The 25,802-nt window shown below is 60.2% G+C and carries 30 protein-coding genes; 21 read left to right on the top strand and 9 right to left on the bottom strand.

The window, feature by feature from the left end; genetic code table 11:
• Nucleotides 1-176: 176 nt before the first annotated feature.
• Nucleotides 177-1,172, top strand: coding sequence for a glycosyltransferase family protein (locus ACS5RD_RS20110; protein ID WP_489928860.1), 996 nt, complete (start codon nt 177-179; stop codon nt 1,170-1,172).
• A 1-nt stretch (nt 1,173) separates the two neighbouring features.
• Here the strand turns inward: ACS5RD_RS20110 and ACS5RD_RS20105 are convergent, their stop codons facing one another.
• The 3 genes from ACS5RD_RS20105 to pepT all read right to left on the bottom strand — a co-directional run bounded on the left by ACS5RD_RS20105 (nt 1,174) and on the right by pepT (nt 4,443).
• A complete protein-coding gene (locus ACS5RD_RS20105) occupies nt 1,174-2,376 on the bottom strand; it encodes a hypothetical protein (protein WP_489928859.1) in 1,203 nt (400 codons plus the stop codon).
• Between the two features lie 71 nt (nt 2,377-2,447).
• Nucleotides 2,448-3,119: a class I SAM-dependent methyltransferase gene (locus ACS5RD_RS20100; protein ID WP_489928858.1), complete on the bottom strand. Its 672-nt coding sequence runs from the start codon at nt 3,117-3,119 to the stop codon at nt 2,448-2,450.
• 82 nt (nt 3,120-3,201) lie between these two features.
• Nucleotides 3,202-4,443, bottom strand: coding sequence for a peptidase T (gene pepT / locus ACS5RD_RS20095; RefSeq protein ID WP_489928857.1), 1,242 nt, complete (start codon nt 4,441-4,443; stop codon nt 3,202-3,204).
• Between the two features lie 242 nt (nt 4,444-4,685).
• Here pepT and ACS5RD_RS20090 point away from each other — a divergent pair, with 242 nt between their 5' ends.
• A complete protein-coding gene (locus tag ACS5RD_RS20090) occupies nt 4,686-5,723 on the top strand; it encodes a glycosyltransferase family protein (protein WP_489928856.1) in 1,038 nt (345 codons plus the stop codon).
• A 632-nt stretch (nt 5,724-6,355) separates the two neighbouring features.
• Here the strand turns inward: ACS5RD_RS20090 and ACS5RD_RS20085 are convergent.
• Together ACS5RD_RS20085 and ACS5RD_RS20080 are read right to left on the bottom strand one after the other, a co-directional pair.
• Nucleotides 6,356-7,474 (bottom strand): IS110 family RNA-guided transposase, encoded by a 1,119-nt coding sequence (locus ACS5RD_RS20085; RefSeq protein WP_489928855.1) that lies wholly within the window; start codon nt 7,472-7,474, stop codon nt 6,356-6,358.
• A gap of 261 nt (nt 7,475-7,735) precedes the next feature.
• Nucleotides 7,736-8,493, bottom strand: a protein-coding gene (locus ACS5RD_RS20080) for an IS5 family transposase (RefSeq protein WP_489927796.1) whose coding sequence is annotated in 2 segments (ribosomal slippage) — nt 7,736-8,175 and nt 8,175-8,493 — 759 coding nt in all. Because the reading frame shifts where the segments join, the coding sequence is not laid out codon by codon here.
• 127 nt (nt 8,494-8,620) lie between these two features.
• Here ACS5RD_RS20080 and ACS5RD_RS20075 point away from each other — a divergent pair.
• The gene (locus ACS5RD_RS20075) at nt 8,621-9,073 is read left to right on the top strand and encodes a hypothetical protein (protein ID WP_489928854.1); all 453 of its coding nucleotides are present in this window, start codon (nt 8,621-8,623) and stop codon (nt 9,071-9,073) included.
• A gap of 168 nt (nt 9,074-9,241) precedes the next feature.
• Here ACS5RD_RS20075 and mdh read toward each other — a convergent pair whose 3' ends face one another.
• Complete coding sequence (gene mdh, locus ACS5RD_RS20070; RefSeq protein WP_489928853.1) at nt 9,242-10,204, bottom strand: malate dehydrogenase; 963 nt, start codon at nt 10,202-10,204, stop codon at nt 9,242-9,244.
• A gap of 224 nt (nt 10,205-10,428) precedes the next feature.
• Between mdh and ACS5RD_RS20065 the strand changes: the two genes are divergently transcribed.
• The 14 genes from ACS5RD_RS20065 to ACS5RD_RS20000 all read left to right on the top strand — a co-directional run bounded on the left by ACS5RD_RS20065 (nt 10,429) and on the right by ACS5RD_RS20000 (nt 20,154).
• Nucleotides 10,429-11,181, top strand: a complete 753-nt coding sequence (locus tag ACS5RD_RS20065; RefSeq protein WP_489931411.1) for a sulfite exporter TauE/SafE family protein — start codon at nt 10,429-10,431, stop codon at nt 11,179-11,181.
• A gap of 234 nt (nt 11,182-11,415) precedes the next feature.
• On the top strand, nt 11,416-12,276 hold the full coding sequence (locus ACS5RD_RS20060) for an HpcH/HpaI aldolase/citrate lyase family protein (RefSeq protein ID WP_489928852.1): 861 nt from the start codon (nt 11,416-11,418) through the stop codon (nt 12,274-12,276).
• 9 nt (nt 12,277-12,285) lie between these two features.
• Nucleotides 12,286-12,843: an NnrU family protein gene (locus ACS5RD_RS20055; RefSeq protein ID WP_489928851.1), complete on the top strand. Its 558-nt coding sequence runs from the start codon at nt 12,286-12,288 to the stop codon at nt 12,841-12,843.
• On the top strand, nt 12,843-13,046 hold the full coding sequence (locus ACS5RD_RS20050) for a DUF1737 domain-containing protein (protein ID WP_054007040.1): 204 nt from the start codon (nt 12,843-12,845) through the stop codon (nt 13,044-13,046). The genes ACS5RD_RS20055 and ACS5RD_RS20050 overlap by 1 nt, the downstream gene beginning before the upstream one ends.
• A gap of 35 nt (nt 13,047-13,081) precedes the next feature.
• Nucleotides 13,082-14,116, top strand: a complete 1,035-nt coding sequence (locus ACS5RD_RS20045) for a MaoC family dehydratase (protein ID WP_489928850.1) — start codon at nt 13,082-13,084, stop codon at nt 14,114-14,116.
• 66 nt (nt 14,117-14,182) lie between these two features.
• Nucleotides 14,183-14,944 carry a DUF4344 domain-containing metallopeptidase gene (locus ACS5RD_RS20040; RefSeq protein ID WP_489928849.1) on the top strand — a complete coding sequence of 254 codons (762 nt, stop codon included), beginning with the start codon at nt 14,183-14,185 and terminating at the stop codon, nt 14,942-14,944.
• A 209-nt stretch (nt 14,945-15,153) separates the two neighbouring features.
• Complete coding sequence (gene sdhC / locus ACS5RD_RS20035; RefSeq protein WP_489928848.1) at nt 15,154-15,546, top strand: succinate dehydrogenase, cytochrome b556 subunit; 393 nt, start codon at nt 15,154-15,156, stop codon at nt 15,544-15,546.
• A gap of 10 nt (nt 15,547-15,556) precedes the next feature.
• A complete protein-coding gene (sdhD, locus tag ACS5RD_RS20030; protein WP_489928847.1) occupies nt 15,557-15,928 on the top strand; it encodes a succinate dehydrogenase, hydrophobic membrane anchor protein in 372 nt (123 codons plus the stop codon).
• A 9-nt stretch (nt 15,929-15,937) separates the two neighbouring features.
• Nucleotides 15,938-17,740, top strand: a complete 1,803-nt coding sequence (sdhA, locus tag ACS5RD_RS20025; protein ID WP_054007045.1) for a succinate dehydrogenase flavoprotein subunit — start codon at nt 15,938-15,940, stop codon at nt 17,738-17,740.
• On the top strand, nt 17,740-18,144 hold the full coding sequence (locus ACS5RD_RS20020; RefSeq protein ID WP_489928846.1) for a hypothetical protein: 405 nt from the start codon (nt 17,740-17,742) through the stop codon (nt 18,142-18,144). The genes sdhA and ACS5RD_RS20020 overlap by 1 nt, the downstream gene beginning before the upstream one ends.
• A complete protein-coding gene (locus tag ACS5RD_RS20015; RefSeq protein ID WP_054007047.1) occupies nt 18,125-18,457 on the top strand; it encodes a hypothetical protein in 333 nt (110 codons plus the stop codon). The genes ACS5RD_RS20020 and ACS5RD_RS20015 overlap by 20 nt, the downstream gene beginning before the upstream one ends.
• A 3-nt stretch (nt 18,458-18,460) precedes the next feature.
• Entirely contained in the window at nt 18,461-18,757 is a 297-nt protein-coding gene (locus ACS5RD_RS20010; protein ID WP_054007048.1) for a hypothetical protein, read from the top strand.
• A 27-nt stretch (nt 18,758-18,784) separates the two neighbouring features.
• A complete protein-coding gene (locus ACS5RD_RS20005; protein ID WP_054007049.1) occupies nt 18,785-19,561 on the top strand; it encodes a succinate dehydrogenase iron-sulfur subunit in 777 nt (258 codons plus the stop codon).
• Nucleotides 19,562-19,602: 41 nt separating this feature from the next.
• On the top strand, nt 19,603-20,154 hold the full coding sequence (locus tag ACS5RD_RS20000) for a hypothetical protein (RefSeq protein ID WP_054007050.1): 552 nt from the start codon (nt 19,603-19,605) through the stop codon (nt 20,152-20,154).
• A gap of 6 nt (nt 20,155-20,160) precedes the next feature.
• Here the strand turns inward: ACS5RD_RS20000 and ACS5RD_RS19995 are convergent, their stop codons facing one another.
• Nucleotides 20,161-20,634 (bottom strand): autoinducer binding domain-containing protein, encoded by a 474-nt coding sequence (locus ACS5RD_RS19995; RefSeq protein ID WP_489931410.1) that lies wholly within the window; start codon nt 20,632-20,634, stop codon nt 20,161-20,163.
• 216 nt (nt 20,635-20,850) lie between these two features.
• Here ACS5RD_RS19995 and ACS5RD_RS19990 point away from each other — a divergent pair, with 216 nt between their 5' ends.
• The 4 genes from ACS5RD_RS19990 to ACS5RD_RS19975 all read left to right on the top strand — a co-directional run bounded on the left by ACS5RD_RS19990 (nt 20,851) and on the right by ACS5RD_RS19975 (nt 23,302).
• Nucleotides 20,851-21,363: a helix-turn-helix transcriptional regulator gene (locus tag ACS5RD_RS19990; RefSeq protein ID WP_489928845.1), complete on the top strand. Its 513-nt coding sequence runs from the start codon at nt 20,851-20,853 to the stop codon at nt 21,361-21,363.
• Nucleotides 21,364-21,492: 129 nt separating this feature from the next.
• Complete coding sequence (locus ACS5RD_RS19985; protein ID WP_054007052.1) at nt 21,493-22,167, top strand: acyl-homoserine-lactone synthase; 675 nt, start codon at nt 21,493-21,495, stop codon at nt 22,165-22,167.
• Between the two features lie 31 nt (nt 22,168-22,198).
• Nucleotides 22,199-22,399, top strand: a complete 201-nt coding sequence (locus ACS5RD_RS19980) for a hypothetical protein (protein ID WP_489928844.1) — start codon at nt 22,199-22,201, stop codon at nt 22,397-22,399.
• Nucleotides 22,400-22,441: 42 nt separating this feature from the next.
• The gene (locus ACS5RD_RS19975) at nt 22,442-23,302 is read left to right on the top strand and encodes an urea carboxylase-associated family protein (RefSeq protein WP_489928843.1); all 861 of its coding nucleotides are present in this window, start codon (nt 22,442-22,444) and stop codon (nt 23,300-23,302) included.
• Between the two features lie 35 nt (nt 23,303-23,337).
• Here the strand turns inward: ACS5RD_RS19975 and ACS5RD_RS19970 are convergent, their stop codons facing one another.
• Both ACS5RD_RS19970 and glyA read right to left on the bottom strand, forming a co-directional pair.
• Complete coding sequence (locus ACS5RD_RS19970) at nt 23,338-24,312, bottom strand: aldo/keto reductase (RefSeq protein WP_489928842.1); 975 nt, start codon at nt 24,310-24,312, stop codon at nt 23,338-23,340.
• A gap of 50 nt (nt 24,313-24,362) precedes the next feature.
• Entirely contained in the window at nt 24,363-25,682 is a 1,320-nt protein-coding gene (gene glyA / locus ACS5RD_RS19965) for a serine hydroxymethyltransferase (protein ID WP_489928841.1), read from the bottom strand.
• Nucleotides 25,683-25,802: the final 120 nt, after the last annotated feature.

Raw genomic sequence — 25,802 nt, 5'->3', positions numbered from 1 at the left:
TTTGGGCAATAGGAAAACTCGAATTAGGAGGCATCGGCGGAAAACCGACATTTGTGATCACACGCAAAAAAAATGTGATCACATGAAGGGTTTCCTTAAGTTTTTCAGGGCTTGCCGTTGGCGCTAACGCCCGGCATTGTTCACGCACAGGTGTAAAACGGGATGGCAACAGTTCAATGAAACCAACTTGGGCAGTGGTTGCAACCCTGGATGAGCCTAGCCCGCTGGCGGCGGCTTTCGCTGCGCATCATCTCGCTCAGGGGGCCAGTAAAGTGCATCTGTTCCTGGATAAGCCCGACCCAGAGGCCCAAGAGATGCTGGCAAAGCTGCCGGGCTGTGAGGTGACGGTTTGTGATGCGGCGTATTGGGCCACGTCCAAGCGGGGCGCGCGTCCGGGGCAGCACACCAATCGGCAGGTGCAGAATGCGCGGCGGGTTTATGCGGCCTGCGATGCCGATTGGCTGCTGCATTGCGACGGTGACGAATTTATTCGCGATGGCAATGCTTTGCGCGCGGAACTTGCGACGGCCCCGGCGCGGGCGATGTATATGCGCCTGCTGGTGGCAGAGCGGGTCTATCCCAAGGGCGCTGTGGGGGAGACGATTTTTTCGGGGATTTTTCGCCATGAGCTGCCGGAATATAGCCGCAATGGTGCTAAGGTTTATGGCGAGATGCGGGATTTTTTCCACTTTGGCTTGACCGGGCACAAGGCGGGGAAAGCGCTGGTACGGGTGGGGGCTGGCATGGAAATGGGGCTGCACGCGCCGACAGGCAAGCCGGCGCATCGGCCGATTTTGACCACGCGGATGTTGCATTTTGATGGGCTGACGCGGTTGCATTTCACCCTGAAATTGCTGCGCCGGGCCAATGAGCCGCCGAGCCACGCCAGCAACCGCCACGGCGAGGCGCGCACCACGCAGTTTTTGTCGATGTGCGAGGCGATGGCAGAGCCAGAGATGCGCGCGGCGTTGGTGGCAGTGCTGAAAGAGGTGGAGCCTGATCAGATTAGGCAGTTGCGGCGCTTTGGTGCTGTGGACGAGACAGGCTTTGATCCACGCCCGGTTTTGGCCGCAGCGGGCCTTGCGCCGGATCTGTCAGAGGCGGCGTTTGATGCCAGTTTGCGCCTGCGCTATGCTGAATTTTTGCAGAAACACGCGCCGGATTTGGCCTGAGTTAGTTCAGATAAAACGACAGCATCACCGCCTCACCGCCCATCATCTGCTCAAACGCGCTCCAGTTCTGGTCGCTGACAAGCGTGCCTTTTTCCAGATAGGGCACGGCGGCCCAGCCTTGGATCCAGCCTGCCAGATCGGCGGGGCGCGGATCGGTGAAGATCTTGGCAATGTTCACCCCGGCCGCCCCCTGCTGCCGCCAATAGGGCGCGAGTTTGGTACCTTTCAGCAGTCCCTCGGCATCGTCCAGCACCGAAAGCCACACCGCCCCGGTGCCCGGTGGCAGAGTGACCCCCAAAGCCGATTGCTGTTTGTCATTCGGCAACCATTCGGCGGCATTGTCCGTTTCCTGCGCGACGGTTGCCCAGAACCGGCGATTGTCGGCGATCATGCTCAGGAAATGTATTTGCGCACTGGTCATTCGGGTTGCATCGGGTGTTTGTTGCAAAGCGGCAATCGCGATGGCGATCACGTCCAACTCGTCCAGCCCATCGCTTCCTGCACCCGTGAAAAAGCTCGGGCTGACACCGCCGAGGCGTTGCATCGCGGCTCGGGTCTGTAGAATTCGGTCAATTGGTTCAGTCGGGTCGTAGGCCAGCACGACATCGGACACGCCTTGCAACAGATGGGTGTAGGCCGAAAGCCAAGCCGCATCGGCTGCATCGAATGTCACAACCGGGGCGGGGGTGGCAGGGTCACGGCTGGCCCATTGCCAACCCAATAGCATCGGTCCCAATACCGCCATCGCATCCTCGCCTTGGTCGCGGGTCTTGTTGGCATTGATGTCAAACCACAGATCTGCAAAGTTGATCTCTAACTTGAAATCAGAGACATCTGGGATTCCGGCCAGCGGTTCGCGGGCCAGTCCCAACTTGGCGTCGATGCTACGAAACAGATCAGCGATCATCGCGGGCTGGAATGGCTTGGGGGCGAAATTGTACGGCAAAGGCAGGCGCAGGAACGGCAGCATCCCTGTCTGGTCCGTCATCCCGGCGCTATAGCGCAGTTGCAAAGCCGTCTCGACAGATCCCAGAAACCGCACACCCCCCAAAGCAAATCGTTCAGCGTCAGTCGGCGCGGGCAGGGCGGCCAACCGCGTTTCGGTTGCAGCCAGCCCCCTACTGCCAATCTCGGCGCTAAGGGTTTCGGCTTGCAAGGGCGCTGCAAGGCACAGAAGCGGCAAAAGGGCGGGCAGCAGGCGCATGGCAATCTCCACTGGGATTTGGCGTAGGGTGCGCCAGGCGGTCTGCGATGGCAACTGTGGGATTCCAGACCCTAGGCTGGGGTGGCCACGAACAACACCTGCCCGCGCGGTAGGCGGGTTTGGTGTTGATCCACTGCAAAACCCGAAGCGCGGGTCAGCTGCAGAACGTCTTCTGCCAGCATGTGATAGGGCGCGCGGGTATCGTGGGTGACCACGCCGTCGGGTTGTTTGACCGGAAGCAGGCTGGCGCTGGCATCGGGGGCAAGAAAGGCGGTGAACATCAGCTTTTGCAAGGCCGGAAAGCGGGCGCGGATCTGGATCAGCGCCCGGCGTAGATGATTGGTGGGCAAATGAGTGAACACCGCAAAGGCGATGGCATGGGTGATATTGTCGGGCACGCCGGGGAAGTTGAAATTAGCATCCTCAATCAGCTGCGCGGGCGAGAGGCGGGATTTATCCGCGATTTCCGTCTCGTAGCCGCATTTGAGCAGCGCGCCGGACAGATCGGTCGCCCAATAGTGGCCGGGGGTCAGGTATTGCACCGCCTTGCAGCCTAGGCGCAGCGATCCCGCGCCAATGTCGAGCAACCGATGGCCGGGGTCAAGGCCAGCCCCCAGCAAAATCTCCATTTGGATGCGGCCTGTCTCGTCCCAGCGCCCGCCAACGATGTCACGGTGACGGCCTTTTGCGAGGGCATCAGCGTAGAAATTCGGAGCATGATAGGGCGAGATGTGCTGGGCCATGTGGTTTCTTGCCACAAACGCCGGGGGTTTCCCACCCCCGGACCCCCGTGGGAGACTTCGGCGCAGAGGATGAAAATTTGAACTAAGTTTTAGGCTTTGCCGCTTCTTGGACGAGTGCAAGACAGAACGCGGTAGCTTGGCCCATATCCTGCACCGAAATCCACTCCAGCGGGCCATGAATATCCTGCATCCCGGTAAACAGATTGGGGCAGGGGATACCCATCTCGGTCAGCCGCGAGCCATCGGTGCCGCCGCGGATCGGGACAGAGACAGGTTCAATCCCAAGGGAGCGGGCGGCGTCGCGGGCAAGGCCGACAGGGGTCATGTCTTTTTCCAGCCAATAGCGCATGTTGCGGTATTGCGGCTTGATCACGCAGGTGATTTCAGCGCGCGGTTCGGTGGCGGCGACGGCGGCGCAGATCTGTTGCAGCAGCGCGCCTTTTTGGGCAAGGCCATCGCGTTCAAAGTCGCGCAGGATGAATTTGAGGATCATTTCCGAGGAGCCGCCGGTCATATCGGTGGCGTGGATGAAGCCGTCGCGGTCGGACGTGGTTTCCGGAGTGAGCGTGGCTTGCGGCAGGGTTTGGATGATCTTGGCGGCGAGGTGGATGGCGTTGACGAGTTTATCCTTGGCCAAACCGGGGTGGATCGAGACGCCTTTGATGGTGACGACGGCGCTGTCGGCTGAGAAGCTTTCGTATTCGATTTCGCCGACAGCACCGCCGTCAAAGGTGTAGGCGAAATCGGCTTTCAGGTCCGCAGGCAGGTTGGAATGGACGCCGCGACCGATTTCCTCATCCGGGGTGAAGGCGAGGCGCAGGGTGGGATGCAGGATCCCGGGGTTGGTCAGCAGATGGCGGGCGGCGGTCATCAGGATCGCGACGCCGGCTTTATCGTCGGCCCCGAGCAGGGTCGTGCCGGAGGCGGTGATGATGTCGTGGCCTTGTTTGGTGCCGAGGTAGGGGTTGTGCTCGGGCGTAAGGGTCAGGGTGGGGTTGTCGGGAAAGCTGATCGCGCCGCCGTTGTAGCCCCGGATCACCCGGGGTTTGACGCCCGCGGCGTTGAATTGCGGGGCGGTGTCGATATGGGCGAGCAGGCCGACAGTCGGGCCGGGTGCGGTGCCGGGGATGGTGGCGAGGACCGTGCCGTAGGGGGTGAGTTGGACGTCTGACGCGCCGATGTCTTTCAGTTCGGTCTCCAGCAGGCGCAGGATGTTCAGCTGGATTTCGGTGGAGGGCGAGGTGGCGGAGCTGTCGTTGGATTGGCTGTCAATGCTGGCGTAGCGGATCAGGCGGGTTTCAAGCTCGGCGTGGAAATTGGTCATCTTGGCCTCCGGAGGTTTGGGCGGAGTTGGGCGGAGGTAGAGGGGGGTGTCAAGGGGGGATGCGGGGAGGAATTGGGGTGGTCCCAACTCGGGACCATTTTAGTGTGTTTAGAATCAATGGGTTGGGGTGGTGATTTTAAGGATTTGTTTAGGATTGCAGCGGGGGGCTGGCGGCGCGGAGTGGACAGGATCGGGATACCCGCCTAAGCTTGCCCGGCGGACTAGAGGGAGGCTCGGGCCGGTTGCGATGGAGTGTTGTTGCCACAGTCAGTGAGCCTGCGCCGCTAATCATCAGCTTTGTCGCGGCCAGTTTTGCGCGGGGTGCGGCAGAGGTACATCTTTATCTCGACACGCCGCAGCCAGCGCTAGAGGCCGTATTAGCGCGGGTGCCGGGTTGTGTGCTGATCCGCTGCGACGCGGCCTATTGGCGCGCAGCCCCGGAGGGGCGGCCTTGGGCGCCGTCGGATCGGCAGCGCTATAATTTGCAGCGCGCCTACGATGCGAGTGCGGTGGGTTGGCTGCTGCATATCGACAGCGACGAGTTTTTGTCGGCCAGCGGCGATGTCGCTTTGGCATTGGCGGCTTTGCCTGCCAGTTGTCTGGTGGCGCAGGTGGCGGTTGCGGAGCGGGTGTATCTGGCGGCACCCGACCCGGAGAATATCTTTGACGGGGTGTTTCGGCGGCCCAACCCGCCACGGCTACAGGCGCAGGTGGATGCGATTGACGGTGCTGTGGCGCAGTTTCTGCGGCAGGGCATGACCAGCTATCCGTCGAGCAAGGCGTTCTTTCGCACCGGGCGGGGCTTGCAGGCGGATGTGCATTCGGCGCGCAATGTCAGCGTGGCAGAGGTCGGCACCTTACAGGGCTGGCGGCTGTTTCATTTCGACGGGTTGACGATGCAAAGCTGGATCAGCAAGAAACAGCGGACGCTGGCGCAGCAGCCGGGGTGGCAGGCTTTTGCCCCAGCCCGGCGGGCGCAGCTGGCGGCGACTGCGGCGGCGGATGCGACACCGGACGGGCTTGAGGCGCTGTATCTGTCGATCAAGCAGTTGAGCCCGGAGCGGGCGGCGGCTTTGCGGGCGCTGGATTTGATCACGTCGGGGGATTTGGATTTGCGCGGCGATCTGGCGCGGGTGTTTCCGGGGCTGGCGGTGGATCTGAGCGTGGCGGAGTATGACGGCCAGGCAGTCAGCTATGTGGCGCGGCGGGCTGAGGGCTGGTTGGGGCGGATTGGCGCGGGGCTGCGGCGGCGGATCAGGCGGCTGCGGCGCGGGGTTTAGGGGGAAGGTCCCGGATTGGGACTTTTGAAATGTGTTTTTGGTCAAGGGGTTGGGGAGTGGCGTTAGGGGTTTGTTAGGGATTTGAGACAGAGAAGGTGGGGGTTTCACACCCCCAGGCTCTTGGCGAAGGGCCAAGAGCCTCCCCCGTTGGATACTTGAGCCAAGATGAAAGCGGGGGAAGTGAATTGAGGTTGACCCAAACTTGGGTGTTATGATGGGTTGGCGATCTTGGTTGGCACTGAATGGGGGCTGTTTTGCAAGATCGCTACGCCGGTGACGTTGGAGACTTTGCAAAGTTTGCTTTGCTGACCCTTCGGTAACGGGGTCGTCCCAGTCAAGCGGTTTTGCGCATGCGGGATGCGCCGCCGAACTGCGGTTTTGTGCTTTGAGAGCTTAGTCTGCTTCCCTTCTCGGCAGCCTTCGCCTGAGGTCGACCCGGGTGCATGCTTCGGTCCGTGGTCAGCGCGATGGCCGCCAACATGATGCTGGTTCAATGCAATTCCGATATGCCCATCTCATTGGCGTGCTCTGTGTGATCGGCGTCAGTCCTGAGCACGGCATCATCGCAACCGTGTCCCGTCGGGACCTCGAAGGCCCGCGATCAGGCGGGCAGCAGTCTGGAGCTTGTGTCTTCAGCCGGCATGGATCACCGGAGTATCGAAGCGGAAGTCGATGTCATCCTTCCACATGCGGTGTAGGATTACGGCGATACGCCGCGCCAGCGCAACCATCGCGCGCTTGGCACCACGACGGCGCGCAAGTTTTGCGGCCCAGGTTCGCAGCCAGCTCGCCCGCCCACCAATCGTCGGGAAAACAGTCCACCGGACTGTTTTCTGACCCTCCTCATACATCATGACCGTGGCAGCCTGACACAGCGCGCGTCGAAGGTTGACGTCGCCCGCCTTGGTGATCCCACCCGAGATGTCTCGCTCGCCCGACTGGTTTCGCGAGGGAGTCAGGCCGACCCACGGCCCGACCCTCTTCGAGGAAGTGAACCGGTCTGGATCATCGACCGCAGATCGATAGGTCAGTGCCACAACAGCGCCGATCCCCATTGCCCGGCAGGCGATTTGCGAAGCAAATCTGCCGAGAGGGGGCATCGACATCAACCGGCGGCAGACCGGATCTTCCTGCGCGAGTTGACGGACATGGCGTTCAAGGCCCGCCAACTCTCGCCGCAGCGGCAACCGCGCGCTGAGCATGGGTTCGGTTGCCGCTTCCAGCATCGGATTACCGGCCGCCAGCTCGCGGATACGCTGTTCGAACCGGCCTCGCGATATGGTGCCGACCTTAAGTCCGAAGTTCCGAAGCAGACCGCGCAAAGACATTTCCAGCGTGATGAACCCCTGTTGCACGGCCTTTCGAGCAGTGAGCACCGCCCGAACCTCTTGTGCGGACACCGATTTGCAGTGAACAGGCCGGAACCAGCCGAGGTGCAGAAGACGCGCGATACCTTCGGCATCACGGCGGTCCGTCTTGATCGGCATAGCCTTAAGGGCGCCCTTCACTTGCCGGGTTTCCATGAGCACGACAGGCTGCCCAGCCTCGGACAACCCGCGATGCAACCACTGCGACAAGGGGCCAGCCTCGAGCCCGACGGCAGCGATTGCGCCGTCCTGATCGTTGATCCAACGCAACAGCGCCTCGGGTTCGCTCGCCACCTGCGCCTCCTTCACGATCTTCCCATGCTCGCTGATCACGCAGATCGCGGTCTTCTCCAGCGACACATCCAGTCTGACAAACAGCTTCATCCCGCACTCCTCCCTGTGGATCCGATACGGGAATGGCGCCAGCTTGCCCGCGATTCTGCAACGGTAACGGGCGGGTCGCGACGCAGGCTCCGTTACGGCATCTCTTGGGGAAGGCAAAAAGCTGGGAGTGGCTTGGTATCTATACCCGGATGAGGGACACAATTCTGACGGACGGCATACGCATTATCTCAGAGACCATCAAAAATGGAGACACTTAGACTCAGAGCTTTTTGATGCCCTAGGGTCCAGACTCATTGATCGTCAAAGCCAGAACAAGACGGTTGCGGCGAGAGCGACGGCGGAGAGGAAGACTTTTGGGCATCTGTCGTAACGTGTTGCCACCCGCCGCCAGTCTTTGAGACGGCCAAACATGATCTCAATCCGATTGCGGCGTTTGTATCGGCGTTTATCGTATTTGACAGGCTTCGCGCGTGACTTCCGGCCGGGGATGCAAGGCGTGATCCCCTTGTTTTTCAGGGCGTCTCGGAACCAGTCGGCGTCATAACCCCGGTCAGCCAGCAGCCACGTCGCTTTGGGTAAGCTGCCCAGTAAGGCCGCAGCGCCGGTGTAATCGCTGACCTGACCTGCGGTCATGAAGAAGCGGATCGGTCGGCCGTTTTCGTCAGTGACGGCATGCAGTTTGGTATTCATGCCACCTTTGGTCCGGCCAATCAGACGACCGCGCCCCCCTTTTTCACCCCAAGGCTTGAAGCCGTGCGGTGCGCCTTGAGATAGGTCGCGTCGATCATCACCGTCTTCGGGACCGCCGCCTCGGAGGCCAACCCTTCCATCATCCGGGCAAAGACGCCCATGTCGCCCCATCGCTTCCAACGGTTGTAAAGCGTCTTCGCCGGGCCGTATTCCTTCGGCGCGTCAGACCAACGCAAGCCATTGCGATTGATGAAGATAATGCCGCTCAAGACCCGACGATCATCGACACGCGGCACCCCGTGGCTCTTGGGAAAGAAGGGTTTAAGTCGAGCCATCTGCTCGTCCGTCAGCCAGTAAAGGTTGCTCATTGCTCAGTCTCCTTGCGGAGCCTGAATCACGGCTGCGTTGCAAAATCAATAGGTCCTGACCCTAAGCGCTACGGCGTATGATGCTACCCTTGGACGGACAGTCGAAGGAATCGAACGAGCTGCTTTTTTGCAGGGGACTTTTTTCAATGAGCGGTTGCTAACTGCGAATTTGCCACACGGGCAACGATCAGAATGGCGGAAGAATTGGTTTGAAAGGCTTCAAAACAAACTCGCGGAATCAGATTTGGTGTTTGCTGATCCTGACAACGGGCTGATTGATGAAAGTTTAAAGCGGCGATCTCAAAAAAACTTTGGCAAGCAGATGCCGCTGGGCGAAGCTAGGGCGCTGGCCGTGAACAGAACGGCTGTGTTCTATCATCACAACACACGCAGAGCCGGGGGCCATTCGGCAGAGGTTCAGCATTGGATAGAACAGCTTGGCGAAGGGACAGTCGCGGTTCGCGCCAATGCCTATAGCTGTCGCACCTTCTTTATCGTGAATGCAAGTGAGGCAATGAAAGAAAAGGTTCGCGCGTTTTGTCAGAGATGGAGCAAGCACGCGGTAAAATTTCAGAAATAATATTTTTGTTGGCCCGTTTTGTGCATCATTGGGAAGTTTGGTTTCAGCCACCCTACGCCACCCTATCCAAATTCTACCCAGCAAATCGCAAAATGCGCGCCATTTTGAGGCGCGCATTTTAAGGTTGGTGCGTAAAATCACGCACCCTACCCGGTTGCCGATTACGGCTTACCCCAGCGACGGATCAATCGCCTTGCAAGCCGCGACAAGGCCCTTCACGGCGTCGACGGATTTGTCGAACATGGCTTGCTCGTCTGCGGTCATCTTGATGTCCACGATACGCTCAATGCCGCCCGCGCCGATCACGGTGGGGACGCCGACATACATGCCTTTGAGGCCAAGCGCGCCGTCAACGTAAGCCGCACACGGCAGCAGGCGTTTTTGGTCTTTCAGGTAAGCCTCGGCCATTTCGATCGCCGATTGCGCCGGGGCGTAGAAGGCCGAGCCTGTTTTCAACAGGCCGACGATCTCGGCACCGCCATCGCGGGTGCGCTGGATGATGCCGTCAAGTTTCTCTTGCGTGGTCCAGCCCATCGCGACCAGATCGGGCAGCGGGATGCCGCCAACGGTGGAATAGCGCGCCAAGGGCACCATGGTGTCGCCGTGGCCGCCCAGAACGAAGGCGGTCACATCGCGCATCGAGACGTTGAACTCAACGCTGAGGAAGTGGCGGAAGCGGGCAGAATCCAGTACGCCTGCCATGCCGACGACCATGTGGTGCGGCAGGCCGGAGAATTCGCGCAGCGCCCAAACCATCGCATCGAGCGGGTTGGTGATGCAGATCACGAAAGCGTTCGGGGCATGGGCCTTCAGGCCTTCGCCTACCGCTTTCATCACTTTCAGGTTGATGCCCAGCAGGTCATCGCGGCTCATCCCCGGTTTGCGGGGCACGCCTGCGGTGACGATGCAGACATCAGCACCGGCGATATCGGCGTAGGAGTTGGCGCCTTTTAGCGAGGCGTCAAAGCCAGCGGAGGGGCCGGATTGCGCGATATCCAGCGCTTTGCCCTGCGGGGTGCCCTCGGCAATATCAAACAGAATGATGTCGCCAAGTTCTTTGATGGCGGCGAGATGGGCGAGCGTGCCACCAATCTGACCTGCGCCGATCAGCGCGATTTTTGGGCGTGCCATTTGAGTCTCCGAAGGGTTTGTATACTGTGGTATGCTAAACCCGTTTGGCCTCTGAACGCAAGTCGCTGCACTGCGGCAGGGTAAGCTGCTGGCCTGCTTGGACTGTTTGCGCTAAACGGGCGCTGGCAGCTTTGGGCTTCGGCGATAAGCTTGCGATTCAGGGGCCGCCGGGATCGGCAACGCGGTGATCATGGGTGATTCCGCAGGCAGGGGAAAGAGCCATGATGGATGGATTCGCGTTTTGGGCGCTGGCGGTGCTGGCCTCGGTGTTTGTCGGCATGGGCAAGGGCGGTTTGCCGGTGGTGGGGATGCTGGGGGTGCCGGTGTTGGCACTGGTGCCGGGGATCCATGCGGTGACGGCGGCGGGGCTGCTTTTGCCGCTGTATGTGGTGTCGGACATGTTCGGGCTCTACGCCTATCGGCGGGAGTTTGACCGTCGGGTGTTGGCGATCTTGCTGCCAGCGGCGACTTTGGGAATTGCGATTGGCTATTTCACCGCGACTCTGGTGTCAGAGGCTTGGGTGACGGTGCTGATCGGGGTGATCGGTGTGGTGTTCGCGCTGAACCTGTTGATCAAGCGGCGGGTGGTGGTAGAGCCAAAGCAGGCTGAAGTGGCACCGGGGGTGTTCTGGGGGGCGGTGACGGGGTTTACAAGTTTTGTCAGCCATTCTGGCGGGCCACCTTATCAGGTCTACACCATGCCTTTGGGGCTGAGCAAAGCGGTGTTTGCGGGCACCTCGACGATTGCCTTTGCCTATATCAATGCGGTGAAGCTGATCCCGTATTACCTGCTGGGGCAGATCAATTTGGCCAGCCTTGAGAAGGTCTTGGTGCTGATGCCGATTGCCGCAGCCTCGGTGTTTCTGGGGGTGCGGCTGGTGAAATGGCTGCCAGAGAAGCTGTTCTTTCAGCTGGTGACTTGGGCGCTGCTGTTGGTGTCGATCAAGCTGATGTGGGATGGGTATAAGGCGATCTGAACGGGGGCGGCTTCGGCTGCGTGAACGGCGAGGATCAGGCCTGCGAAGCCGAGTGACAAAGCGAAGAAGGTCTTTTCCATTGCAGTCTCCGGTTGGGGTTTGAGCTGAGGCTGCGCGGAAGATGCGAGGAAAGTGTTAAGGCCGCGCACGGTTTTTCTGCGCTGCGGCATTTCTAGGCTTGCCGAAAGTGGCAAAATGGGGTCGGTTGGCGCAATATTGTTGCTGGAGAGAATCATGACCTCTATCTCGTCGGGCCGCCCCTTCCGTTCTGTGCTGTATATTCCGGGCTCGAAAGAGCGGGCGCTGGAGAAGGCGCGCAGCCTTGGGGCGGATGCGATCATCTTCGATCTGGAGGATGCGGTGGCCCCTGAGGAAAAGGCGGCAGCGCGCGAGGTTTTGGCGCAGGCTTTGGCTGAGGACGGCTTTGGTCATCGGGCGCGGATTGTGCGGATCAACGGGTTGGATAGCCCATGGGGGGCCGAAGATCTGGCGGTGTTTGGGGCGCATCCGGGGGTGGAGGCTGTGCTGATCCCCAAGGTAAACCGGGCTGCGGATCTGGATGCGGTGGCGGCTGTGTCGGCTAAACCCTTGTGGGCGATGATGGAAACCGCGCTGGGCATGTTGAACGCGGTGGAAATTGCCGCGCATCCCAGCCTGCAAGGCATGGTGATGGGCACCAATGATCTGGGCAAGGAATTGGGCGCTCGGCACCGGGCGGATCGGTTGCCGCTGCAGGCGGGGTTGGGCTTGTGTCTGCTGGCGGCTAAGGCCTATGGCCGGGTAATCGTCGATGGCGTCTATAACGCGTTCAAGGATGATGCGGGGCTGCTGGCGGAATGTGTGCAGGGCCGCGACATGGGGTTTGACGGCAAAACCTTGATCCATCCGGCACAGCTGGAGATCGCCAATGCGGCCTTTGCGCCGTCGGTGGCGGAGTTAGACCTCGCCCGCCGTCAGATCGCGGCTTTCAACCAAGCACAGGCGGCGGGGCAGGGCGTGGCGGTTGTGGATGGAAAGATCGTCGAAAACCTGCATATCGTCACCGCACAGGCGGTTCTAGGGAAGGCCCAGATGATAGCCGCGCTGTCTGCATAGGATTTTGCGATGATCTGGCTGATTTTGGGACTGGCACTATGGGTGGGCGCGCATTTCTTCAAACGTGTGGCACCGAATATGCGGGCTGGCATGGGCGACAAGGGCAAGCTGGTGGTGACAGGGCTCTTGCTGTTGGCGGTGGTGCTGATGGTGGTGGGCTATCGCGCGGCGGACTGGGTTTCGGTTTACACGCCGCTTCCGGGGATGGGGCATCTGAATAACACCTTGATGTTGGTGTCTTTATTCCTGTTCGGGGTGGGCGGCACCAAGGGCACTTTGTATCCGAAGATGCGGCATCCAATGCTGTGGGGTGCTGTGGTCTGGGCGGTGGCGCATTTGCTGGTGAATGGCGATCAGGCGTCTTTGGTGCTGTTTGGCGGTATCGGGATTTGGGCCTTGGTCGAGATGCTGCTGATCAACCGGGCTGCGGTTTGGGTGGCCCCGACCAATGGGCGCGGCATCAAGGGCGATGCGATGAACCTTGTGGGCACTGTGGTGCTGCTGGGGATTATCGCGATGATCCACGCATGGCTGGGGCATCCGGTGTTTTTGGGGACGTATTCCTGATGCAGCTGTACCGGTTTTTGTCGGACGACGACACGTCTGCGTTTTGCCACAAGGTGAGTTTGGCACTGAGCAAGGGCTGGGTGCTGCATGGCGGGCCGACCTATGGCTTTGATGCGGCGCGCGGCGTGATGCGCTGCGGGCAGGCGGTGGTGAAGGATGTGCCGGGGACATATGACCCCGAGATGAAGCTGGGCGAGGCATAGCAGTGGTGGGTTTCACCCACCCTACGGAGGGTGAGATGGCAGCGGTCAAGACCAATGCGGGGCGGTTTTTTGAGGATTACCGGGTGGGTGAGGTGATCACCCATGCGGTGCCGCGCACGGTTTCGGGCGGGGAACGCGCGCTGTATCATGCGCTGTATCCGGCGCGTCATGCGTTGTATTCCAGCGATGTGTTTGCCCAAGATTGCGGGCTGCCGTTCAGCCCTTTCGATGATCTGGCAGCCTTTCATGTGGTGTTCGGCAAGACCGTGCCGGACGTGTCGCTGAACGCGGTGGCGAATTTGGGCTATGGCGAGGGGCGCTGGCTGCGGCCTGTGTGGCCGGGCGATACTCTGCGGTCTGAAAGCACGGTGATCGGGGTTAAGGAAAATTCGAACGGGCAGTCGGGCGTGGTTTATGTCCGCACGGTTGGGCTGAACCAGCATGAGGAAGCGGTGCTGGAGTATGTCCGTTGGGTGATGGTGAAGAAGCGCGATTTTGGCGCGGCCGCCCCGGTGGCGGTGGTGCCGGAACTGGCTAAGGTGGTGGAGCCTTCCGCGCTGGTGATCCCGCTGGGGCTTGATTTTTCGGGGTATAACTTCGCACTGGCCGGCGAGCCGCACCGGATGCGGGATTATGCGGTGGGTGAGGTGATTGACCATGTCGATGGTGTGACCATTGAGGAAGCCGAGCATATGCTGGCGACCCGGCTGTGGCAGAACACCGCCAAGGTGCATTTTGATGCCACGCAAAGGCAGGATGGCAAGCGGCTGATTTACGGTGGGCATGTGATCTCGCTGGCGCGGGCTTTGAGCTTTAACGGTCTGGCCAATGCGCAAATGCTGGTGGCGCTGAACGCAGGCGCCCATGCGAATCCGTGCTTTGCGGGGGATACGGTGCGGGCGTGGTCGGAAGTGCTGGATATGGTCGAGACGGATGCCAACGGTGTGGGTGCGATCCGGCTGCGGTTGGTGGCGACTCGCGGCGCTGCGGGGGCGCTACGGGCGGCGGATGGCAAATATCTGCCCGAGGTGCTGCTCGATCTGGATGTTTGGGCGTTGATGCCGGTTTAACATTTGCGCGCTAAGCGTTGTCTGGTTTGGCTCGCCGTGGCAGGTTGGCCAAAACTTGGGGGGATCATGCGGCAATTTCTATGGCTGGCGCTTTGGGGCGCGATGGCGACGGGTGCGGCGGCCCAGACGGTGTTTGAGTTTCCCGAGGATGAGGAAGAATCCGCTTTCATCGCCAATGAGGTGATCGCGACCTTCTATCACGAGTTGGGCCACGCTATGATCGACGCGCTGCACCTGCCGGTTTTGGGCAAGGAAGAAGACGCGGCGGATCATCTGTCGGTGATCTTGATGAATGACATCTGGGAAGAAGAAGCGGCGGCGAACATCCTTGCCAGCGATGCCACGGCCTATGCTCTGCTTGCCGCTCAGCGCGAGGCAGGCGGTCAGGAGCCTTCCTATTCCGACGAGCATAGCCTTGATATGCAACGCTATTATACCGTGGTTTGCCTGTTCTACGGGGCAAACCCCGAGGCGCGGCAAGCGCTTGCCGATGATCTGGGCCTGCCAGCGGAGCGGGCAGAGCGTTGCCCGTCGGAGTGGGAGTCCGCTTCGGGGGCTTGGGCGGCGGTGCTGGCAGACGCGACGCCGGGCGGTGAAAATGTCGGGTTGGAGATGGTGCCGGGGCAGGACGGCCAACCGCTTGCCGATCTGATCGCGGACGAGGTCAAGAGTATCAACGAACGCTTCGGCTTGCCCGAACTGATCAGCGTTGTGGTGGCCGATTGCGGCGAGGCGAACGCCTATTACAGCCCCAGTCAACAAACTATTACGATTTGCAACGAATATGCCCAGAACCTGCAAGCGATCTGGGAAGCCTCGCCAGATTGAAGGATTTTGTGATCACATGGATTTTTTGCGTGATCACAAAGCGGAAAAACTGCACCTGATAGCGAAAACATTGTGCAGTTGCGGCGTGGTTTGGGGTGACATGCGTGATATAAGCGCTATTGAAGAACAAAGCCGCGCAGCCGCCAGGCGATTTGCCCTGTATGGCCCCGACGTGGATCGAATGTAAGATCAAGAGGAAGGGAACCGATATGGCCGAGAACAAACGGGTAGTCGAACGCCCACTTTCGCCGTTTATGATCGGCCCGTATTACCGGGTGCAACTGACCTCGGTGACCTCGATCCTGACCCGGATCACCGGCAACGGGCTGATTGTCGGCGTGATGCTGGCGGTGTGGTGGTTGTTTGCGGCGGCGGTGTCGCCCGAATATTTCGCGGTGGCCAATGCGGTGGCGACAAGCTGGTTCGGCGATCTGGTGTTCACATGTTCGGCCTGGGCGGTGTGGTATCACTATCTGTCGGGGCTGCGGCATCTTTATTTCGATGCGGGCCATGGGCTGGAGATTGCCACTGCCGAAAAGCTGGGCTGGGGCATCATCGCGGGGTCGTTTATCTTCACCATTCTCACCATTCTGATCGTGTAAGGGGCTGAATATGCGTTATCTTACCGCGCGCAAACGGGCTGAGGGCAAGGGTGCCTCGCATACCGGCACGGCGCATCACTGGTCGATGACTTTGTCGGCTGTGGCGCTGGCCTTCATGGTGCCGACTTGGGTTTACATCGTCGGCCACGCTTTGGGACAGGATTATGAGGCGGTACGGGCGACCTTTGCGCGCCCCTTCACCTCAATCCTGACTGCTTTGGTGCTGGTGATCGGGATGCGGCATTTCGCGATGGGGGCCACGATGATGATCGAAGATTACGTGCATGGCACGGCGCGCAAACTGTCGATCATGTTTGTGATCTCGCTTTCCACCGTGATTGCGGCCACGGGGCTCTATGCCCTTGTGCGCATTGCGCTTTAAGGGGCTGATATGACTGCTTATCCGTATGAAGTGCATGACTATGATGTGGTCGTGGTGGGTGCTGGCGGTGCTGGTTTGCGCGCGACTTTGGGCATGGCGGAACAGGGTTTGCGCACGGCTTGCGTGACCAAGGTGTTCCCGACACGCTCGCATACTGTGGCCGCACAGGGTGGGATTGCCGCGTCTTTGGGCAATATGGGGCCGGATTCTTGGCAGTGGCATATGTATGACACGGTGAAGGGCTCGGATTGGCTGGGCGACACCGACGCGATGGAATATCTGGCGCGGGAGGCTCCGAAAGCGGTCTATGAGCTGGAGCATTACGGCGTGCCGTTTTCGCGCACCGAAGAGGGCAAGATCTATCAGCGCCCGTTTGGCGGCCATACCACCGAATATGGCGAAGGCCCGCCAGTGCAGCGGACTTGTGCTGCGGCGGACCGCACGGGGCATGCGATTTTGCATACTCTGTATGGGCAGAGCCTGAAGAATAATGCCGAGTTCTTTATCGAATACTTCGCGATTGACCTGATCATGACCGATGGCCGCTGCACCGGTGTGGTGGCGTGGAAGCTCGACGATGGCACGATCCATGTGTTCAACGCCAAGATGACCGTGCTGGCGACGGGCGGTTACGGGCGAGCCTATTTCAGCGCGACTTCGGCGCATACTTGCACTGGCGATGGTGGCGGTATGGTGGCGCGCGCAGGGTTGCCGTTGCAGGATATGGAGTTCGTGCAGTTTCACCCGACCGGGATTTACGGCTCGGGCTGTTTGATCACCGAAGGCGCGCGGGGGGAAGGTGGATACCTGACCAACTCCAACGGGGAGCGGTTTATGGAGCGGTATGCGCCGCACTATAAGGACCTCGCGCCACGGGACTATGTCAGCCGTTGCATGACGATTGAAATTCGTGAGGGGCGTGGGGTGGGGCCGAACAAGGACCACATCCATTTGCACCTGAACCATTTGCCGCCCGAGACTTTGGCGTTGCGGTTGCCGGGGATTTCGGAAAGTGCGCGGATATTTGCGGGGGTTGATCTGCACAAAGAGCCGATCCCGGTGCTGCCGACGGTGCATTACAACATGGGCGGGATTCCAACCAACTACTTCGGCGAGGTGCTGAACCCGACGCATGCGAACCCAGATGCCACCGTGCCGGGGCTGATGGCGGTGGGCGAGGCGGGCTGTGCTTCGGTACATGGTGCGAACCGTTTGGGGTCCAATAGCCTGATTGATTTGGTGGTGTTTGGCCGGGCGGCGGCGATCCGGGCGGGGGAAATTGTGAACCCGAAGGAGCGGGCTGCGGATGTGAACCGGGCGGAAGTCGACAAGGCTTTGGGGCGGTTTGATGCGACGCGGCAAGCCAATGGCGCAATCCCGACCGCCGATCTGCGGCTGGAGATGCAAAAGACCATGCAGGCCGATGCGGCGGTGTTCCGCACCGACAAGACCCTTGGCGAAGGTGTCACCAAGATGACCGCGATTGCAGGCAAGATGGGTGACATCAAGGTGACGGATCGGTCCTTGGTGTGGAACTCGGATCTGATGGAAACGCTGGAACTTCAGAACCTTATGCCGAACGCGCTGGCGACGATTGTGGGCGCTCATGCCCGCACCGAAAGCCGGGGTGCGCATGCGCATGAAGATTACGCCACGCGCAATGACGCCGATTGGCGCAAGCACACGCTGGCTTGGGTTGACGGAAACTCGGTCAAGCTGGACTATCGCCCTGTGCATACAGCACCCCTGACCTCGGAAGCCGATGGCGGGATTTCACTGAAGAAGATCGCACCGGCTGAAAGGAAGTTCTGATGCGTGGCGTCGCCCTGCTGCTGCTGGCGTTGACGGCCTGCGTCGACAGTGGCGCGGCCTCGCAACCTTCGGTGACGGTGGTTGAGCAATGCAGCGCTGAGTCAGGATTTACCGCGCGGGCGGCGGCGGCGCATGCATCCGGGGTGCAGGGCGACATTCCCGGCACGCCCAAGGAACTGGCGGCGATCAATGCTTGCGTGAAAGCGAAAGCCTTGATGGCTCCAAGTATGGCGGGCCGAAGGACGGTCGTGGAAACCCAAGGTAGCAGCGGCGCGATGACCGTTGAAACCTACACCTCGGGCGCATCTGCGCCGAAACCTGCGGCCCCGCCTGCGCGGCCCGTCCGCCAAGCCTGCCGCAATACGTTTACCGGAGGAGATGGCTATGCCTGTTTGCCGATTTAGGGCGCTGAGCGCGCTGGTGGCGTTTGGCCTGCTTGCCGCTTGTGATCCGCAGGTTCTCGCGGATAAAGCGATGCGGCGGACGGCGGAAACCGTGGTGCGTCCGGTTTTGGCGCGCGAACTGCCAGGCAATGTCGCCGAGGCTGCGACGCAATGCGTGCTGGATGCGGCAGGGTCTGATGAAATCCGGGCCTTGGCGCGGGATGTCGGCGTTGAGGCGGGCACTTTGACGGTGCAGAATATCCGCAACCTTGCCACAAGGCCCAGTGCCACGGCCTGCTTTGCACGCAATGGCGTGCCGCCGTTGAAAGGGTAGCCGATGCGTCCAACCCTTGCCTTGCTTGCGTTGTTGCCGCTGATCGCCTGTGGGCCGATCCCGCGCGCGCAGGCCGAGCGCGAGTGCTTTGAGCGCGCCCGTCTGGCCGAGCATCCACGCGGCGAGGTTGGGGTTGGCATCGGCTCGAACGGGCGTAAAACCACGTTTGGCGAGATCACCTTCAGCTCGGATTATCTTCAGGGCAAAGACCCTGACCAAGTTTACCAAAATTGCGTCTATCACCGCTCGGGTGAGATGCCGACGCGTCCCTATAGCAGCATTCCCGCCAAGCGATACTGACGCGGAAAAGAACAAAAGGTCTGAGACATGGTTCAGTTCACCCTGCCGAAAAACTCGAAAATCCGCACTGGCAAGACCTGGCCGAAGCCTGCGGGCGCGAATGTGCGCAAGTTCCAGATTTACCGCTGGACCCCGGATGACGGCGAAAACCCACGGGTGGACACCTATTTCGTTGATATGGACAGCTGCGGCCCGATGATTTTGGACGCGCTGATCAAGATCAAGAATGAGATCGACCCGACGCTGACCTTCCGCCGCTCTTGCCGGGAAGGGATTTGTGGATCCTGTGCGATGAACATCGACGGCATCAACACCCTGGCCTGTATCTACGGTTTGGATGAGGTGAAGGGCGATGTGAAAATCTATCCGCTGCCGCATATGCCGGTGGTGAAGGATTTGATCCCCGACCTCACGCATTTCTACGCCCAGCACGCCAGCATCATGCCGTGGTTGGAGACCAAGACCAACAAGCCTGCGAAAGAATGGCGGCAGTCGATTGAGGATCGCTCTAAACTCGATGGGCTGTATGAATGCGTGATGTGCGCCTGTTGCAGCACGTCTTGCCCGTCATATTGGTGGAATGGCGATAAATACCTGGGGCCAGCGGCTTTGCTGCACGCTTACCGCTGGATCATCGACAGCCGGGATGAGGCGACGGGTGCGCGGCTTGATGATCTGGAAGACCCGTTCAAGCTCTATCGCTGCCATACCATTATGAACTGCACCAAGACCTGCCCGAAGGGGCTGAACCCGGCCAAAGCGATTGCCGAGATCAAGAAGATGATGGTCGAGCGGGTGGTGTAACGGCTTTGTCAGCGCTTGAAAATTACAAAAGGCGTGCCCGGATGGCGCGCCTTTTTGCGATGGTGCTGGCCTGCGGTTTGGGCCTGATCATTGGCCTGCCGTTGCTGCGCGAACTCGCGCGCGCCTTCCCCTGCATCTGGACGCCGGGGCAGTGCCACGACACGGGGGCCTATGCGCAGGATTTCTTCGCGGATCTGACGCCGATTGCGGCGCCCTTGGCCAGCCGACGGTTCTCGGAAGGCGTGGTGCAGAGCAATCTGAACGGCTTTGATTGCACCTATGCCATCGTGGCGCTGGATCAACGCGCGCCGGTCATTCCGCCCGCGCGACGCAAGACTGGCACGCCAGATATGGATTGGGGCGGTGGTTGGCGGGCGGTGACGGTGCTGACTGAAAAAGAGAATCAAGACCTGCGCAGCTTGCTGGCTGTTTGTGGCGGCTATTGGCCAGTTGCACTGCAAAAGCAACTGGCCGAGGCGCTGGCGAACCGTCGGATGCTGATTTCGGGACGGGCCCCCTATCGGCAGGTTAATCTTTACCTGCCACCCGAAGCTGGGGTGGGCTTGGCGGCGCGGATTCGCTTTGGCGACTAGGCAGGTTTAACTGTCAGTCAGCGCCAGCAAAGCCGCTTGGGTTTCCAGCGAAAAGCTTTCAAGCCCTTCGGTCAGATCGTGCAGATCATCGACAATCTGGGCAATCTCGGCGCGCTCGGCGGCGGTGAAATCCGGCCCAGTTTTGGTCACGCCCGCGATGGTGCGCGAGGTTTGCGGCCCCACCGCATAAGTACAGCCGTTGTGCAGCCCATGCGCCAGCGCATCACGGATGACGCCTTGCGGGTCTTGATCGGCGAGGTCCGCCCAGTTGACAGCACCTGTATGCGTCAGCCCCCAATGCACGACCGGGTCGCTGAGCATGAACCCGCGCTCGCTGTAGTGCTCAATCCACGCCTGATCATAGGTTCTGTACAAGATCGAAGGGCGCGTGTAGCGGATGTGGATCGCCAGAGCAAAGCCACTGTCGCAGAGTGCCCGCAGCCGGGCTAAGCGTTCTGCAACTGCAGCCACTTTCGTCATATCCTTCACGATCACTCACCCTTTGGATGCTAGAGGTTGCGAATTACACTTTATCCGGGCAATATCTACGAGACGAGGCTATGACGTGGTAGAGCCCTCGGCAACTGTTTTGAGCATATGACACTTCTGCAGGCGATGAAAAATCAGATCGAACATATAGCCCCGGCGGGTTCTTATGTCGCTTTGCGGGTTGGGTTCTCATTTCCTGAGGAGGAGATGAACAATCTGCCTGACATATGGGTGGAGTTTTACACAACCCATGGCTTAGTTGTGCAGGATCCGGCGATGCGCTGGGTGTATGGCAATGTCGGTGGCATCCGGTTCTCGGAAATGGCCGCGACCGATCCGCATCAGGTGCGCGCCCATGCCGCGGTGTTCGGCTTGGGCCATGGCGCTGCGGTGTCGGTGATGACGCCACGGGACAAGGGTCGACGCAGCTACGGGCTGTTTTTCCGCGATGACCGCGACTTTGAAGATGCCGAGATGGAGAGGCTGCTGCGAATCATGCAGCAGCTGCATGCGGGCCCGGAGGATGAGAAAAGCCTCACAAATGCCGAGGTTGAGGCGCTGAAACTGCAATCTGAGGGCTTGCGGCTGAAACAAATTGCCGCGCGGCTTGGAATTTCGGAAAGTGCTGTGAAAGCCCGGCTTAACAACGTCAAGCGTAAATTGGGCGCGCGGACACAATCCCAAGCGGCTTCGATCGCTGCTGCGCGGCGGATTCTTTAAGCGCCGCTGATAATCCAGCAAATTTTAACTATTGCGACAGTCGCGCTAAATTTGCGGACTGTCGGCAAATACAACTTCCGGGGTATTGTCGCTGTATCAGAAACGATTCAGCATGTTTAGGAGTATCCTATGGACAATATCCGCTTCGATTTTTCCGATTTCCATCGTTACGGTTCGGCATTTTACGACTTTTTGGCTTTGCGCAAGCAGGTGTTTGTCGACCAACTCGGCTGGGATGTGCCGCATAACGCCAAGGTCGAAATGGACCAATATGACACGCCAGTGGCGCATTACTCGTTGGTTTTAAGACACGGCCAGGTTGTAGGCGGCGCGCGCGCCATGGCCACGACCGCAACCTGGGGAGAGCATACCTATATGCTGCGCGATGCCTATTCCGGCAAGTTGCCGCATATTCCGTCTCATGTGATGTCGGTCGAAATCGCCACGCCGCATGTCTGGGAATGTACGCGGTTGGTGATCTCGGATGCGCTGACGACGGCGGCAGAGCGCAGCGAATGTCTGACCCTGATTGTGGACGGTTTGGTCGAAATCACCCGCGCGCAGGGCGGTGAGGAGTTGATTTGTCTCTCGTCACTGACCCTGATGCGGGCTTTGCGCCAGATCGGCTATGAAGTGTCGCGGCTGGGGGACACTTACCGCAATGATGAAGACGGGCGGCAATATGCGGTGCTGCGGATGCCGGCCGAATTCTCGCGTGCGCGGCAGTTGCGGGTCGCCCCGATCCCGTTCCCGGCCCATCGGCTGCGGGCAGAGCCGAGCTTCTTGCAGGGGGCGACGGCTTAGGCCATGCTGGGGACGATGAAAAGGAAGCCCTATGCCGTTGTTATTGCTGGTTCTGCTGGTGTCGGTGTTTGTCTATGCTTGGCTGGCACGCCGCAACTCCACCCTGACGCGCGACTGCCGCTGGCGGTTGGATCGTCGCGCGGGACCCAGCAGCTATCACTGCACCGCCTGTGGCGCGGTCTGTGATCCGGGAGCGGGCCGCGCGCCAAGGCAATGTTTGCGCGCGGCTTGAGGGGGAGGGATTGGGCGTGCTGTCACAATTTGGGAGAAAGCCATGAAACCAGACCAGCCAACTCATGCCGCCCCTGCTGACGCAGAGGCGCGCAAAGCTGTAAAACCGGTGATCTGTTATCCGGTCTCGGGCCTGCCGCGGCCGGATCTGGCACCCTATCTGGCGGCACGGGCCGGGTTGAGCAGGGTGGCCGAAGTGCTGGTGCCGGCGCGCGAGGCGCGGTGTTTTGATGTGCCTAGCGGGCATTTCTTTCGCATCACCAGCGTTGAGGGGCCGCAGGTGGGCGATCTCAATCTGTGGAACGCAGCAGACCTGAATGAGCGGTTTTTCTCGGGCAAAACCCGTGCGTTGCACGGCACGCATGTGTCAGCGGGCGATCGGATGTGGTCGGCGCTGCCTTATCTGCGCGAGATGGCTCTGATCACCGAGGATACGCTGGACTGGTACGGGTTCGATGCGTTTGGCGGCAGCGTACATGACGTGATCGGCACGCGTTGTGATCCCTACACCAGCAATCTGCTGTCGGGCGGGCAGTATCATCATTGCTGCCATTCCAACCTGACGCGGGCGCTAGCCGCGCGCATGGGTCTGCCGCTGTGGCAGGCTGAAGCACATGTGCATGACGTGCTGAACGTGTTCATGTGCACGGGATTTACTCGCGACACCGGGCAGTATTTCATGAAATCCAGCCCGGTGCGGCCCGGTGATTACATCGAGTTTTTCACTGCGATGGACCTGATCGGCGGCCTGTCTGCCTGTCCCGGTGGCGATTGCTCGTCAGAGCATTCCTCGGATCAGGCGGCCTGTTATCCTCTGTTGGTTGAGGTGTTTAAGCCGTCGTCTTTGCCCGCAGGATGGCATCCGGCGGTGGCAAACGGCTATGACCGCAGTCACGGAGTTTAGGCGCTCTACAACCCGGCAGAGCGCCATTTCGATACCTAGCAGTACCGCTCAATCGCCAGCAGTTGATGATCACCGTAACGGTCGCCAGCAGCGAAACCGGGGGGTAGGATGCGGTCAATTTCGGCGTGATCGTCAGGGGTGAAGACGATCTCGGTGGCCTGCGCCCATTGCTTGAGGTTTTCCGCCCTGCGGGTGCCGGGGATCGGGATCAGGTGATCGCCTTTCGCCAGAACCCACGCCAAAGCGGTGGCTGGCGTGGACCAACCGCGCGCTGCACAAAACGCCCGGAACGCATTGATTGATTGGGTGTTTTCGCTGAAGTTTGGTTCCGTGAAGCGAGGGTTCTGCGCGCGAAACCCGTCGGTTGGCTTAGCCAGCGCCACTTCGCCCAACATGCCGCGTGCCAGCGGCGAGAACGGGATGAAGGCCACGCCAAGCGCTTTGCAGGCTTGGATCATGCCCAGTTCGGGCTGGCGGCTCCACAGCGAATACTCGTTTTGCACCGCCATGCAGGGGCGGATTTTATGGGCGGCGCGCAATGTGTCGGGGGCGATTTCTGACATGCCGTAGCCGCCGATTTTGCCCTCCTCGATCAGGCGTGACAGGGAGCCTACCACCTCGGCCAAGGGGCGGCTGCGCTCGCGGCGGTGAATGTAGAACAGCTCGACATGGTCGCGATTCAGCCGCTTCAGCGAGGCCTCCAACTCGGCGCGCAGATGGTGTTCCGAATTGTCGATGCGGCGCGGCGGGCCGGAGACAAAGCTGGCTTTGGTGGCGATGGTGACATTCGGGCGGCGGGTGGTGAGCCATTTGCCGATGATGGTTTCCGAAATCCCCATGCCGTAGATATTGGCGGTGTCAATAAAATCAATACCTTGGTCTAGCATCGCATCCAGACAGCGCAGGCTTTCGGCCTCATTCGTATCGCCAAAGATGCCGCCGAAGGACATAGCACCCAGGCCAATGGCGGATACATTTGGGCCGTTTTGGCCGAGTTTGCGGGTTTTCATGGGCGTCTCCTGCTGAGGGGATCGCAATAGACGCCCACGAATCGGTTAGGTCAAGGGTGCATGTAGTGCAGGCCTTGGAAGTTTTGCCGCAGCGCAGCGGTACGGGGGGCGAGTGTTTCGGGCGCGTTCGAGCGCAGGCCTTCAGCGATCAACGCGGCGAGGGCAGGGGCGTGGTTCGGGGTGACTCCGCGGCGCACCAATTCGGGCGTACCAATGCGCAAGCCGTTGAGATCATTAGGAACCTCCGCGATGGGCAGACCGATACCGCAGGCGAGGAAACCGGCTTTGCGCAGGGTTTTCGAGGCGGTTTGACCGCCGCCAAAGCCTGCCGCCTCAATTGCGAATTGGTGGCTTTGGGTGCCGCCTTTGTCTGCGGCAAAGATCGGCAGGCCGAGCGCGCTGAGTTCTTGCGCCAAGGCCTGCGCCAGATCGACCATCGCCTGCGCATAGGCCGCGCCAAAGTCGCGCCAATCCAGCAGCGACAGCGCGAGGGCTGCGGATTTGGCGGCGTCAAAATTCGCGGTCATGCCGGGATAGGCGATGTGATCGAGGCGCTCGGCAATCGCGGCATCATTGGTGACGATCAGCCCGCCTGCCGGACCGCCAAGCGATTTATAGGTGCTCATCGTCATCAGATGCGCGCCTTGGCTCAGCGGGTTGGCCCAAAGTCCGCCCGCGATGATGCCGCATTGATGGGCGGCGTCGAACAGCACTTTCGCGCCCACCTCATCGGCAATGGCGCGGATTTCAGCGACCGGATGCGGGAACAGATTGAGGCTGCCGCCCACGGTGATCAGCTTGGGTTTAACCTGATGGGCGAGAGCGCGAAGCTGTTGCAGATCAATGGTATAGCCGTCGGCATTGACCGGGGCGGGATGGGTGATCAGCCCGTAAAGCCCGGCACATCCGGCGGCATGATGGGTAACATGGCCGCCGATGGTCGCGGGTGGGGCGATGATCACATCGCCGGGTTTGGTCAGCGCCATGAAGCCATATAAGTTGGCCAAAGCACCAGAGCCGACGCGGATTTCGGCGTATTTCGCTTGGAAAATCTCGGCGGCGAGTTCGGCGGCGATAACCTCAATTTCCTCAATCGCCTCCAGTCCCATTTCATATTTATCGCCCGGATAGCCCAAGGAGGGACGGCTGCCGAGGCCGCGCGACAGGGCGGCTTCGGCGCGGGGATTCATGATGTTGGTGGCGGGGTTGAGGTTGAAGCAATCCTGATCATGGATTTGGGCATTGGCTTGGATCAGCGCTTCAATCCGGTTTGCGACCTGTGCTGATGGCGCGGTGGCGTCACTGGCAAGGCGTTGGATCAGGGCTTCGCAAGCATCAGGAACCCAAGGGCGGCGAGAAAGATGGGGCATGGTGATCTCCTTTTATAGCAGCAGACCAGAGGGGGGGCTTGCGGGCAAATCAGAATTGCGGAAAACTAGGGTTAGAAAAATTATGGTGTGAAAAACTAAGCTTAGAAAAATTGAGGTAAT

This window comes from Cypionkella sp. PAMC25878 (assembly GCF_058135695.1).
This window is presented reverse-complemented; position numbering and strand designations above follow the sequence as displayed.

Coding starts and splice junctions, on each gene's coding strand:
- ACS5RD_RS20110 (WP_489928860.1), top strand. CDS start 177: ATGAAACCAACTTGGGCAGTGGTTGCAACCCTGGATGAGCCTAGCCCG.
- ACS5RD_RS20105 (WP_489928859.1), bottom strand. CDS start 2,376: ATGCGCCTGCTGCCCGCCCTTTTGCCGCTTCTGTGCCTTGCAGCGCCC.
- ACS5RD_RS20100 (WP_489928858.1), bottom strand. CDS start 3,119: ATGGCCCAGCACATCTCGCCCTATCATGCTCCGAATTTCTACGCTGAT.
- pepT (WP_489928857.1), bottom strand. CDS start 4,443: ATGACCAATTTCCACGCCGAGCTTGAAACCCGCCTGATCCGCTACGCC.
- ACS5RD_RS20085 (WP_489928855.1), bottom strand. CDS start 7,474: ATGAAGCTGTTTGTCAGACTGGATGTGTCGCTGGAGAAGACCGCGATC.
- mdh (WP_489928853.1), bottom strand. CDS start 10,204: ATGGCACGCCCAAAAATCGCGCTGATCGGCGCAGGTCAGATTGGTGGC.
- ACS5RD_RS20065 (WP_489931411.1), top strand. CDS start 10,429: ATGGATGGATTCGCGTTTTGGGCGCTGGCGGTGCTGGCCTCGGTGTTT.
- ACS5RD_RS20060 (WP_489928852.1), top strand. CDS start 11,416: ATGACCTCTATCTCGTCGGGCCGCCCCTTCCGTTCTGTGCTGTATATT.
- ACS5RD_RS20055 (WP_489928851.1), top strand. CDS start 12,286: ATGATCTGGCTGATTTTGGGACTGGCACTATGGGTGGGCGCGCATTTC.
- ACS5RD_RS20050 (WP_054007040.1), top strand. CDS start 12,843: ATGCAGCTGTACCGGTTTTTGTCGGACGACGACACGTCTGCGTTTTGC.
- ACS5RD_RS20045 (WP_489928850.1), top strand. CDS start 13,082: ATGGCAGCGGTCAAGACCAATGCGGGGCGGTTTTTTGAGGATTACCGG.
- ACS5RD_RS20040 (WP_489928849.1), top strand. CDS start 14,183: ATGCGGCAATTTCTATGGCTGGCGCTTTGGGGCGCGATGGCGACGGGT.
- sdhC (WP_489928848.1), top strand. CDS start 15,154: ATGGCCGAGAACAAACGGGTAGTCGAACGCCCACTTTCGCCGTTTATG.
- sdhD (WP_489928847.1), top strand. CDS start 15,557: ATGCGTTATCTTACCGCGCGCAAACGGGCTGAGGGCAAGGGTGCCTCG.
- sdhA (WP_054007045.1), top strand. CDS start 15,938: ATGACTGCTTATCCGTATGAAGTGCATGACTATGATGTGGTCGTGGTG.
- ACS5RD_RS20020 (WP_489928846.1), top strand. CDS start 17,740: ATGCGTGGCGTCGCCCTGCTGCTGCTGGCGTTGACGGCCTGCGTCGAC.
- ACS5RD_RS20015 (WP_054007047.1), top strand. CDS start 18,125: ATGCCTGTTTGCCGATTTAGGGCGCTGAGCGCGCTGGTGGCGTTTGGC.
- ACS5RD_RS20010 (WP_054007048.1), top strand. CDS start 18,461: ATGCGTCCAACCCTTGCCTTGCTTGCGTTGTTGCCGCTGATCGCCTGT.
- ACS5RD_RS20005 (WP_054007049.1), top strand. CDS start 18,785: ATGGTTCAGTTCACCCTGCCGAAAAACTCGAAAATCCGCACTGGCAAG.
- ACS5RD_RS20000 (WP_054007050.1), top strand. CDS start 19,603: ATGGCGCGCCTTTTTGCGATGGTGCTGGCCTGCGGTTTGGGCCTGATC.
- ACS5RD_RS19995 (WP_489931410.1), bottom strand. CDS start 20,634: ATGACGAAAGTGGCTGCAGTTGCAGAACGCTTAGCCCGGCTGCGGGCA.
- ACS5RD_RS19990 (WP_489928845.1), top strand. CDS start 20,851: ATGAACAATCTGCCTGACATATGGGTGGAGTTTTACACAACCCATGGC.
- ACS5RD_RS19985 (WP_054007052.1), top strand. CDS start 21,493: ATGGACAATATCCGCTTCGATTTTTCCGATTTCCATCGTTACGGTTCG.
- ACS5RD_RS19980 (WP_489928844.1), top strand. CDS start 22,199: ATGCCGTTGTTATTGCTGGTTCTGCTGGTGTCGGTGTTTGTCTATGCT.
- ACS5RD_RS19975 (WP_489928843.1), top strand. CDS start 22,442: ATGAAACCAGACCAGCCAACTCATGCCGCCCCTGCTGACGCAGAGGCG.
- ACS5RD_RS19970 (WP_489928842.1), bottom strand. CDS start 24,312: ATGAAAACCCGCAAACTCGGCCAAAACGGCCCAAATGTATCCGCCATT.
- glyA (WP_489928841.1), bottom strand. CDS start 25,682: ATGCCCCATCTTTCTCGCCGCCCTTGGGTTCCTGATGCTTGCGAAGCC.